The organism is Anaeromassilibacillus sp. SJQ-1 (assembly GCF_046693725.1).
In the GTDB taxonomy this organism is placed as follows: Bacteria; Bacillota; Clostridia; order Oscillospirales; family Acutalibacteraceae; genus Anaeromassilibacillus.
The window spans coordinates 1-11,834 of the sequence record NZ_JBKEIV010000032.1 but is presented as its reverse complement, the minus strand read 5'-3'; the positions used below and the strand labels follow the sequence as shown (position 1 = coordinate 11,834).

The 11,834-nt window shown below is 50.7% G+C and carries 4 protein-coding genes and 1 pseudogene; 4 read left to right on the top strand and 1 reads right to left on the bottom strand.

Annotation, left to right across the window (positions count from 1 at the left end):
• Positions 1-5 precede the first annotated feature (5 nt).
• From ACGCCZ_RS07115 to ACGCCZ_RS07105, 3 genes and pseudogenes are all read left to right on the top strand, one after another.
• Complete coding sequence (locus tag ACGCCZ_RS07115) at positions 6-1,568, top strand: FIVAR domain-containing protein (protein WP_411655666.1); 1,563 nt, start codon at positions 6-8, stop codon at positions 1,566-1,568.
• Positions 1,569-2,009: 441 nt separating this feature from the next.
• Positions 2,010-3,486 (top strand): annotated as a pseudogene (gene abc-f, locus ACGCCZ_RS07110) (ribosomal protection-like ABC-F family protein).
• 463 nt (positions 3,487-3,949) lie between these two features.
• On the top strand, positions 3,950-4,192 hold the full coding sequence (locus tag ACGCCZ_RS07105; protein ID WP_411655665.1) for a GNAT family N-acetyltransferase: 243 nt from the start codon (positions 3,950-3,952) through the stop codon (positions 4,190-4,192).
• A 77-nt stretch (positions 4,193-4,269) separates the two neighbouring features.
• On the opposite strand, the gene ACGCCZ_RS07100 is transcribed toward ACGCCZ_RS07105, so the two are convergent.
• The gene (locus ACGCCZ_RS07100; protein WP_411655664.1) at positions 4,270-5,538 is read right to left on the bottom strand and encodes an ROK family protein; all 1,269 of its coding nucleotides are present in this window, start codon (positions 5,536-5,538) and stop codon (positions 4,270-4,272) included.
• 604 nt (positions 5,539-6,142) lie between these two features.
• Between ACGCCZ_RS07100 and ACGCCZ_RS07095 the strand changes: the two genes are divergently transcribed.
• Positions 6,143-11,779, top strand: coding sequence for an NPCBM/NEW2 domain-containing protein (locus ACGCCZ_RS07095; RefSeq protein ID WP_411655663.1), 5,637 nt, complete (start codon positions 6,143-6,145; stop codon positions 11,777-11,779).
• The last annotated feature ends 55 nt before the right edge of the window (positions 11,780-11,834 follow it).

Below are 11,834 nucleotides of genomic sequence, written 5' to 3'. Positions count from 1 at the left end.
AAGAAGTGGAACTCACAGCAGAAAATACCTATACCATGGTCGTGAACCAAGACGTCACTGCGGATGCAGAGTTTGAAGCGGACGTTCCCGCCGAACACAGCCTGTCGATCCTATATGATGGCAGCAAAGTCAACCTGACGGTGAACGGTGAGAGCGATAAGATTGCAGACCTGCTGGGCAAATATGAGGAGGATGTCCTCTCTGGCACCGAGCTGGAACTGGGCTTTGTGCCGGCCGTGGACGGCAGAGAGATTGCAGGTGTAACCATCAATGGAGAGCCGGAGGAATTCGACGATCCGTCTGGTTATCTCTACAATTATGAAATGCCGAACAAGGATGTGGAGCTGAGCTTCGTATTCACAGTGGTTAACAAACTGACTCTGCGCCAGACCATTGCGATTGCAGAAGAACTGCAGAACGGCGAGGAATATGCCGACTTGATCCAGAAGGTCAAGGAACGCTACGACGCAGCATTGGAAAAGGCAAACGAGGTTGCAGGGAATCCGACGGCAACGCAGGCAGAAATCGACAAGGCCTGGAGCGACCTGATGGATATGATCCATATGTTGCGCTTTGCCCCGGGCGACAAGACCGAACTCGATCTGTTGCTGGAAATTGCCCGTGAGCTGCACGAGGAAGACTTTACAGCGGACAGTTGGGCAGAGTATCTGCCGGCCTATGAGGCAGCAGAAAAAGTGGCGGCAGATGAAGAGGCTTTGGCCGGAGATATTGAGAAAGCCTGTGAAGATCTGAAGGAAGCCTTTGATAAACTGGTTCGCGGAGCAGACTTCTCTGTCCTGCAAACAGCTGTAGATCAGGCCAACAGCCTGGACTTGGATACGTTCCTGGATGGTCCAGAAAAGGATGCCTTTGTAAAAATTCGCGGTCTGGCAATCGACATGCTGAACGAAAAGAAGGCGACACAGGAAGCCGTAAATCAGATGGCGAACGATCTTGTCAAAGCCATGGCGGATCTGCGCAAGATCCCGAGCAGAGACGAGCTGAATAAGCTCATCGCCGAAATGGAAGCGATGGATTTGAGCGGCTATACTTCCCGCAGCGTGGCGAATTTCAAGGCGGCGCTGAATGTGGCCAAGGCAGCAGCGGCAAATCCGGATGCAACCGATGAAGAGTTGGCGACTGCCTATTACAATGGCAAGGATGCAATCGACGGCCTTGTAAAGGCTGATTCATCGAAGCCCAACAGCAGCAAGGGCTCTACATCGGCCAATACTTCCAATATTTATGGCGCATCCGGTGTGGTCTCAGCAGCACAGACGGTTTCTACACAGAAGGCCTATGTGGTTTCTGATACAACTGTAAACTTTGCGTTGAAGCATGGCCAGGCCTATTGCTTCAAGATGACTGTCGTCAACGGCAACAGCCAGATGCCGAGCTTTACAGTCGGCAACGGCAATGTACTCAAGACGCAGTTTGTAGCAAAAGTTGGAAGCGATTACTACTATCGCGTGTATGCAATCGGTACGCCGGGCCAGAGCACGGGCGTGTATACCACACTCCCGGGTGGTGCGCCAGTGAAACATTGTACGGTGACCATTGCCGGATAATCGCATCATTCAAAGACTTTTTTGCAGAAGGTCATCCCTTCTTGCATAATGAAAGGGCTTCCGCTCCGGTGAAAACCGGTGCGGAAGCCCTTTGTTTGGCTTGACAGAATAACAGATCGTATGCTATAGTGACAGCAAATAAGACGATGGGAGTTGAAAGCGTGCGCACTTTTTCTTGCTAAGATTGGAACAATCGGGTATGGAAACGAGGAACCATGGGTTCCTTTTGTTCGTTGTACCCTGCAAGAAAGTGACACGCTCCTGAATACACTTAACCGGTGTGGATAGCCCTGTTTGCCGAAAGGAAAACAGGGACAGACTACTGGGTTCATTGTATACGCCTGCGGGATTGCCGTTGTGCGTCTCTGAAACAATGGATAAAAGGGCTGCGGGAAAGGATCGCTTTCTTGCGGCCCTATTTTTGTTGTGGAGGCGATGACAATGGCTTTGATACAGGTCAAAAATTTAACGTTTGGATATGAGGGAAACCCGGAGTGGGTCTTTGATCAAGCGTCGTTTCAATTGGACACCAATTGGAAGACCGGTTTGATTGGCCGGAACGGCCGGGGAAAGACCACCCTTTTACGCCTGTTATTGGGGAGTATCCCCATCAAGGGGTGATTTCCTGTCCAGTCCCAATGGTATACTTTCCTTTTTCGGTTTCTAATTTAGAGAAGAGTACGGCTATGGTGGTGCAATCCATCGCCCCAGAGTGCGACCGATGGCAAATTGAACGGGAATTGTCCCTTCTTCGGGTGGATTGCGACGTGTTGGATTGTTCGTTCAACACTTTAAGCAATGGCGAGCAGACCAAAGTGTTGTTGGCAACCCTGTTCCTACATGAGAACCGGTTCCTTTTGATCGATGAACCCACAAACCACTTGGATGAGGAAGCGCGTGACGCTGTGTGCCGGTATCTAAGCGGAAAGAAAGGGTTTATCCTGGTTTCTCACGACCGTGTATTGCTTGACGGCTGTGTGGACCATATCCTTTCGATCAATCGTGCGGACATCGAAGTACAGGCGGGAAATTTTCAATCCTGGCAGGAAAATCGGAACCGGCAAGATCAATTTGAGCGGTCAGAGCAGGAAAAACTTCGCAAGGAGGTTGACCGGCTGGACCGGGCGGCCCACCGGGCGGCGGATTGGAGCGATAAAACCGAAAAAAGCAAGTATGACACACGCAATTCCGGCTTGCGTCCAGACCGCGGATTCGTGGGGCATAAGGCGGCCAAAATGATGAAACGCTCCAAAACCATTGAGGCTCGACGGGAGGCCGCGGTAGAGGAGAAAGCTAAGTTGCTGAAAAATTTGGAGCAGGCGGAACCTCTTCGGTTATCGCCGCTCCATTATCCCAAGCGCGTATTGGTGGAAGCAGAACACCTCTCAGCCTTTTATGGAGAAAAGGAGGTCTTTTCAGACGTACGCTTTTCGATTCAACAGGGAGACCGTGTAGCCGTGTGCGGAAAAAATGGCTGTGGTAAATCCACCCTGTTAAATTTGCTTCTTGGGAAGCCCATTGCCTTCGGGGGAACCTCCGGATAGGTGGAAATCTGGTGGTTTCCTGTGTCCCGCAGGAGACTTCGGGGCTATGTGGCTCTTTGCGCTCGCTTGCCGAAAAGGAGGGGTTGGAAGAATCCCTCCTGAAAACCATTCTGCGAAAGCTGGGCTTTTCCAGGGGACAATTTTCCAGAAACATAGAGGCGTACAGTGAAGGCCAAAAGAAGAAGGTGTTGTTGGCGAAAAGTCTTTGTAAACCGGCGCATCTGTATATTTGGGATGAGCCGCTGAACTTTATTGATGTACTTTCACGTGTACAGATCGAGGATTTACTCCTTACCAGCAAACCCACGCTGTTGTTTGTGGAACACGATCGCACGTTTCGGATGCGGATCGCGACAAAACAGATTGATCTGTAAAGAACCCGAGTGTTTTGAGAGAGAATGCTGCAAAAGCGTGAATAGCGAACATCGGTCTAATGAAAAAGAAGGTGTCCCAAAAGTCGTGAAAGGACGGAAGGATCTCCTCGTTTTTTAGAAACGCAGATGTTTTTCCAAACAGAAAGAGGATGCCCCTTTCCTATGAATCCAAAGATTCGTAGTTTGGGGACACCCTCTTGAAGGGATAAACAAGAGTGCATTCCAATCCACACAGCAACCATACAGCCTCGACAACGCACGGACACTCATCTTCTCCCGGAAGCTCAGTGGCTTGGCCGGGCACATGTTGCGCGGTGGTTTGAACATCCGGCTGCCTGGACCGATGAGATCAGAAAACGTCAGGGAACTTACAATTGGATTCGCCATTGGATGATCTCATGCGAAGGGACTGCAATCGGCTTTTGTCAATATGATCCCTATGAGAAAAGCGGCGAAATCTGGCATGGGACGGTGGAAACAGCTGGAACATAACAGCGTCGATGATCTCATCGGGGAAACGGCATATGTAGGCCAAGGCTTGGGAAAGGCTGCCGTCTGTGAGTTGCCTCAACAGATTGTCCAAGAAACCGATACCCGCCGGGTGATTGTGCAACTCGACGCAAAGAATAGAGCCTCCTGCCAGACCTTGCTCTCCGTTGGCTTTTCTTATGATTCGGAAAAGCACCGATACCGGCTGGACTGGTAGGCCATAAGCGAATTTATTTTGTCTGATTGGAATATAAAACACCGGATCAGTCACAGGGAGAACCGTCCAAATGGAGATTACGGAGCGATACACTCCAACGGCATAGAGGAAAGAGGCTGTTGTGCAGAGGCCTCTTGGATCAATTTTCCTGGATCGGAGAGAACGGATTCAGCCGCGAAAGCCGCTGCTCCTAGCAGAACGGGACTTCCCGGAAGGCGATTGACTTCAATGGTTACTTCACCGGAAGTCAGCGCATTGACACTTTCGCCGACGCGCGCTCGAACGGTCTTGAGCATTCGATCCGGTGCAATCTCTGCGAGTTCATCGCCAATAACGATCAGGCCAGGGTTGAATTGGTTGATGAGATTTGTGATGCCGATGGAGAGGAAATCACACACACGATCGTACTCCTCACAGGCGATCGGGTCTTCTTGAGCAACCGCATGTGCCAAAGCCTCTGTCGTTAGAGCATCGGCACGCAACTTGGAGGTCTCCCCAACTGCCAGACGATTTCGGATGCGGTTGCGCAACGCCAACGTAGAACAGTATTTCTCCAAACAGCCGCGGTTTCCACACTCGCAGGGCAGACCATTAAAATCAATCGAATTGTGGCCGAATTCCCCAGCAAGCCCACGCTGTCCTACCACCAAATGGCCTTCGGAGATAATACCGCATCCTACCCCCTGCCCGGCGAGCACATACAGCATATTCTGTGTGGCCGGCTCTTGACCATGGTACCAAAGTTGTGCAAATGCACTGGCGTTGGCATCGTTTACAATCAGGAAGGGAAGTTCCAATCCTTCCGTCAGAGTTGCCCGAATGGGATAGTTCTGCCAACCAGCCAACTCTGTGACAAAGAACAGACAATCGCGATCCTCATGGTAAGGGCCGGGCATAGCCATACATGCGGCGGCAATTTTGGAATCTGCCTCAGCAAGCGTTTCCTCCACAGCGCGGCGAATACGCGGTAGGGTTATTTGCACAGGCTCCCCCGGTGCAATCGGGTATTCCTGTATGCGGTGGGGTTTTCCAGAAAGACCGGCCAGACAAAGATAAAACGCGCTGCGTGTCATACGGATTCCGATGACATGGCAGTGCTCTTCATTGAGCGTAATTCCTATGGAACGCCGGCCTTTGCTGCCGCTCATCAACCCTGTTTCCACCACAAGCCCACTTGCAATGCATTCTGCAATGATATTGGTGATCGTGGCCTGCTTAAGACCAGAGAGGTGCGCCAGTGTCGCGCGGGAACAGACCCCCTGTTGCCGGAGGAGGTCAATAATCAAGGCACGATTGATGGCCTGACTTTTCTCCTGGTTGATACTTTTTTGATTTGAAGCGTTCATATTGCAATCTCCAGTGTGTCTTTTGTAGCGGATTTGCCCGTTCTCCTCCATGATGGAGGAGAACGGGCCTTCTTTTTTACAATATACACGATTTTCTACAAAATATAATTTTTTATAGGAAATATTTATGCTTTGAAAAAATATATTTACCGGTTAAATATCAAAGAATTTTTAGAACTATAAAATAGAAATCATAAACAATCTAAAAAATTATCGTTCAAATCAGGTATATAATTATTTTAAATTATATAATTGTTTCGAACAATCAGACTTTGTCTGTGGAAACTTTAATAGAAAATTGTCCATATTATCGGGCAGAACATAGATGAACGGAAACGGGGCAGTCATTCAGTGAAAGAATTTTCAAAGGCTTTTTTTCAAGTGTTTTTGACATTTCATTGAGAAAATGGTTTATAATAATTGTTTAAAATTTGCTCATAGAGCGATTATTAAATTAGGTGATATGCTATCATGTAAAAGAAAAGAATGGGAGAAAAGGAGGGAAGTATTCAAAAACAACAGTATTGAAGAGGGGGTGCAAAAAAATCGGAGGAAAGATACGTGTCGCACGTATCACAGATGTGGATAAAATAGGAGGAGAAGTATGAAAAGGAAACTGACAGCATTGTTCTTATCCCTGGCATTGGCGACGACAAACGTTGGAATCGTTCCAATAGCCGACGCCGCACAGAATGACCCGGTATCCCCATCGGATGTCCAAAGGACCACCGCGCCAGAAAAAGACCTACAGATTAATTTTTGGCTGGATGAAGGGGTCCCCTATTATAATGTTGTTTTGAACGGAACAGCTTTGTTGCAGGATGGAACGTTGGGACTAGAGACCACAGCGGGTTCTTTTCAGAACAACCTGACATTGGTTTCGACAGAGACCTCTCAGGGGGACCAAAGCTGGAATACACTTGTGGGGGATAAAGCGGTGATTGAAGACCGGTTCCAGGAGACGGCCGTCACCCTGTCCAATACAGAGGGAAAAACCATCACCATCGAGATGCGTGCGTATGACACAGGTGTTGCATTCCGATACCTTTTACCGGAGATGGACATGGATTACCAGATCACGGACGAATATACGCAATTTGCTTTTCCAGAAGGTGCGGTTGCGCAGATTCACGAGGACATCAACCAAATCGTGCCCCAGACCATTCCAGTAGAAGAGTTTGAAGGCCGGCATTACTGCCGTCCAATGACTGTAGAGTATGCAGACGGGGCGGTGGTCTCTATTTGTGAGGCAAACCTGGACGATTATGCTGTCCTGTATATGACAAAGTGTGCAGACCGCACATTACAGGCAAAGTACGACGGCGATGTGGTCCATGTCGCTGCCAACACAGAGAAGAGCAGCCCTTGGCGTACCCTGGTAGTAGCGGAAGAACTGGCTCGGTTGCCGGAAAATGAGGATATTATTCTAAATTTGAATGAAGCCGCAGATGAAGAGATGTACAAGTTCTCCGAGTGGGTCAAGCCCGGACGCAATCTGATGTTGGGAGCGGGTAGCGAGACCACAGAAACCCTCAAAAATTGGATTGATACCGCGAAAGCAGAAAATTTTGAGTATGTCCTTTTGGATTATGGCTGGTATGGGCCAGAGTTGGACGATCGATGTGACCCTCGCTTGGACCCATCCAAGTTGGAACCCGAACCAGGGGATTCTGAAGAACTGGCGCAGGTCAAACGCATTATGAAGGAGTTTATCCCTGCGGACGGCGTATTTGACGCTGGCGAGGGCTTCCCGCCGTATGGATTGATTACCGGCGAACCGGTTCCCGGCTGGCCGGAAGGCGGCCTCTTTCAGCCTCATTTGGATATGCGCGAGATCTGCGAATATGCAAACTCCCAAGGGGTAGGGATGATTCTATACGTCAACAACCGCCATATGTTTGACAAGTATGGACGGTATACGGTGGACGAACTGTTTGCACGCTTTGAAGATTGGGGCGCTGCAGGGGTAAAACCCGGCTTTATGATGGAGGGAAACCAGGAGTATGAAGCGAGGAACGAAGAGATGATCGAGGCGGCGGCCCGCCACCATTTGGTTCTAACCATCCATGACGAGTATGTAACCAGCGGCATCGAACGTACCTATCCGAATTTACTTACAACCGAAGGCATCTTGGGCGACGAGGGGATTAAGGGCGGCCAGATTGCAGAGGATATTTCTACCCTGTTTACCCGCGCCATACAAGGCCCGACGGATCATACCTTCTGTTATCCAGGAAAGGCAACCAAGGGATATGCCTTAGCCTCCTCCCTTTTGTTCCGCACCGGTATGCATTCCCTGTATTGGTATGGAAATCCGACGACGATTCCACAGATTCCGGAGCAGGAGCGGCAGTTCTGGAAAAATTTGCCCAGCAATTGGGATGAACTGCGCGTGCTGGAAGCCTCTATGTCGGAGTATGCCACCTACGCGAGAAAGACGCGGGATAAGGACGAATGGTATGTGGGAAGCGTTTCTGCAATCGAGCGTGAGATGCAACTGCCACTTTCTTTCCTGACAGAAGGGCAAACCTATGTGGCGGAAGTCTATGCAGATGCGATCGGCCTGACCGGAACTTCTTCCAATAAGGACAGCAGCGCCTTGCTCTGTAACCGTTACTTGGTGGACAACCGTGAGACGATGTATTATCCTATGGCATATGGTACCGGCTTCGCCGTCCGTTTCCGTCCGGCGACAACAGAGGACCAAGGACTACCTGTTTATAACGGCAATATGGAACGCCTGAAAAATCACCTGTCCGGGTTGGATTCTCTCCAGGAGAGCGATTACACGGTTGCAACATGGCAACGTCTCGAAGAGGCAGTCGCTGCAGCCAACGCCCTATTGGAATTGGGGGATGAACTGACCAGTCAGCAGGTACAAGAGGCGATTCAAGCTTTGGATGCCGCTAAGGAGGGGTTGCGTTCCGTCAATGTACTGCTAGAGCAGATGAACCAGGCAAAATGTTTACCCGAGGCCCATTATACCCCGGAGAGCTGGGCGCCGTTGGCAGAAGCCATGCAGAAAGCGAGAGATCTGTTGGCCAGCGTAGAAGATGTTTCCCAAGACCAGCTGGATGCAGCGGCTGAGGAGATGCAGTCGGCTCTGGAGGGGTTGGTGAAAAAGGCATTGGAGTTGGACGCCACCGTCTACTTGAGCGACTTAGAATTTGAGGCCAACTCCTATAGTGCGTATGGACCGATTCAGAAAGACCGGTCCCATGAGAATCCCAAATTGGAGCTGATCGTTGACGGGGTACGTACGACTTTTGAAAAAGGACTTGGTACCCACGCGACCTCCGAGGTTTATTATAACATCGAGGGAAAGGGCTACGAGGTGTTTGAGGCATATGTAGGGGTTGATGCGCTTAAGTCCGATATGGGCGATGTGATTTTCCGCGTGTATTCCGACGATGTGTTGATCTATGAGAGTCAGCCTTCCGGGACAGGTGCGCGAGAAGCGCAGAAAATTTCAATACCGGTGGCCAATACGAAGATTCTTCGCTTGGAGGCCGATACCAATGGCCCGGATACAGGCGATCATGCAGACTGGGCGGATGCAAAGTTCTTAACGATGAAAGAGATCGACCCGATCAGTACCATTACGGGCATTTCGATCGATGGAAAACCTGTGCAGGAATTTGCTCCAGGACAGTTTGATTATTACTATCCCATTGAAGTCGGGGATGAAGTTCCTGAGGTGACCGTGCAAAACGATCATGAAGCGGTTACTTATGTGATTTCCCCGGCAATGCGGGTCCCAGGGGTGACCAAAATTACAGTTCACCGCCCGGACGGTGGTACGTTTGTCTATCGGATCTCATTCTGTACAACAAAAAACGTCTATCTAAGTGACCTAGAATGGACCGCTTTAGACAACCAGGGGACCTACGGACATGCAGTCAAGGACAGCGGTGTGGAAGGTCTAGACATGGTCGTAACCGGCCCGGATGGGGAAGCGTTGGATCTGCCTGAGGTCGATGGCAAAAAGAAGGGCATAGGCATGCATGCGTATTGTATGCTGACGTATGATATTGCGGGAAAGGGCTACAGCCGCTTTGAAAGCTGGGTTGGTGCAAGTCACCTCAAGGAATATAGCAATTCTATGATCTTCAAAGTGTACTGTGACAATGAGGAGGAGCCCCGTTATGTCAGTCCAGAGATGTCCTATCTGGTGCCTGCTGAGTTTGTCAGTGTGGACTTGACCGGAGTGCGAACGCTGCGACTGGAACTGGATAGCAACGGGTCCATCAATGGCGACCATGGCAACTGGGCAGATGCAAAGTTCCTGAGCTATGAGGAAGTGCCGGAATCCCCCGTGCAGCTGGGACTGGATGGACCGGAGACGGTGGAGACAAACAGCTGCTTTATGGTGAAGAATACCATAAGCGGACTGGAGGAACTGAAGGAGCCCATAGGTTCGTTCCAGATGAGCCTGATCTATCCGGAAGGGATGAACTGTGAGAGGGTCACGTTAAATGAAAACGTATCGGGATACTTTGCGTACAACATCAAGAACGATGAACATATGGTAAAGTTCTTGTATTTGGGAGAGACCGGCGAAGGATTGCCGCCCGATTTGGACAGCCTGTTCACAGCGAAGTTTACGACGGACAGCGATTTGGCAGAGGGAGATTATACCTTGTCAATCCAAGATGTGACGATGGGATGCTGGAATGGAGAAGAGATTTCGTGCGACCTCCAGGATATGACTGTACATGTAGAGAAGGGTGAACCGAAGGAGCCGCAGTTGTTGACCGTACAGTGGAGCAGCAATGCAGCGGTGGAAGTGGAAGGAAATGCAGATGTGGTGATCTCCACGGATGCAATCTACGGCGCGAAAGTGATGCCGTGTGAAGATCTGACCTTTACCTTCACCCCGACCGACGGCGCATTCGCCAGTGCACAGCTCAACGGGGAGGACATCCCGTTTGAACCAAACGGCTTTACGTACACCTACACGATGCCGAATGAGAGCGCGAGCCTGCGCTTTACCTTTACGAAGGTGGACAAGGACATCTTGAAGATTGTCCTGGATGAGGCGAACAACGTTACACAGGAGGACATTGACCGCCTGGTGCCGGAAGTACGGGAACTCTTTGTGAATGCCCGGACCAACGCGCAGGAGGTCTACGACGATCCGACTGCAACCCAGGAAGAGGTCAACAAGGCCTGGGACGAGCTGCTAAAAGCGATGCACCTGTTGGAATTCGAGGAAGGCGACAAGGAAGTGCTGCTGCCGTTGATTGAAATCGCAGAGCAGTTGGCGGAGAAACTGGATGCATTCAAGCCGAGCAGCACGGAGGGCTTTGAGGAAGCGCTGAATGAGGCAAAGGACGTCTATGCGCAGGAGAACCCGCTGAAGGCGGAAGTGGACAAGGCATATGAGAACTTGCAGAAGGCGATTGAAAATCTGAAATACCGTGCAGACCTGTCGGCGCTCCAGACCGTGGTGGATGAAGCGAATAGCCTGGATATGGACAGTTATATCCAGGATGAGGCGTTCCAGACCTTTAATGAAGTGCTGGAAGATGCAGAGACGATGCTTGGGAATCCGGAGGCCGGACAGGAAGAAGTGGATGCAATGGCGAAGAAGCTTGCGGAAGCAATGGCATCCCTGCGGAAGATCCCGAGCAGAGAAGAGTTGCAGAAGCTCATCGAAGAGACAGAAGCGATCGACTTGAACGGCTATACGGACCGCAGTGTGGCAAACCTGGAGGCGGCGCTACAGGTAGCAAAGGCAGTCGCCGGGGATGAAACCGCGGACAAGGAGACAATCGCAAAGGTATATGTGAACCTGGAAGCAGCTGTAGCAGGTTTGGAGAAGGCGGAAACGCCGAAGCCCAACCCGAAGCCGGACAACAAGGGAGGAAAGGGAAGCAGTTCTGTGAATTCCTCCAACTCCTATGGAGCGGCAGGCGTCGTTTCTGCGGCACAGAACGTCTCGACCCAGAAGGCGCATGTGGTGAGTGACACGACAGTGAACTTCACGCTCAAGAGAGGTAGCGCATACTGCTTCAAGATGACGGTGGTAAATGGAAACAACCAGACGCCGGGCTTTACGGTAGGCAATGGCAGCGTTCTCAAGACGCAGTTTGTGGCAAAGGTTGGAAACGATTACTACTACAGAAGTCTATGCAACCGGCACCCCGGGCCAGAGCACGGGCGTCTACACGACCCTGCCGGGGCAGAATGCGGTGAAACACTGCAAAGTGACCATTGGTTGAATGCCGGATACCAGTGAAAGGCATAAGTCATCCGATCAAGCAACCACTGGTGGAAGAGAGCCTGCGTAGGAA

Excerpts from the sequence above, each read along its gene's own strand:
- ACGCCZ_RS07105 (WP_411655665.1), top strand. The coding sequence starts at position 3,950 with ATGGGACGGTGGAAACAGCTGGAACATAACAGCGTCGATGATCTCATC.
- ACGCCZ_RS07100 (WP_411655664.1), bottom strand. The coding sequence starts at position 5,538 with ATGAACGCTTCAAATCAAAAAAGTATCAACCAGGAGAAAAGTCAGGCC.
- ACGCCZ_RS07095 (WP_411655663.1), top strand. The coding sequence starts at position 6,143 with ATGAAAAGGAAACTGACAGCATTGTTCTTATCCCTGGCATTGGCGACG.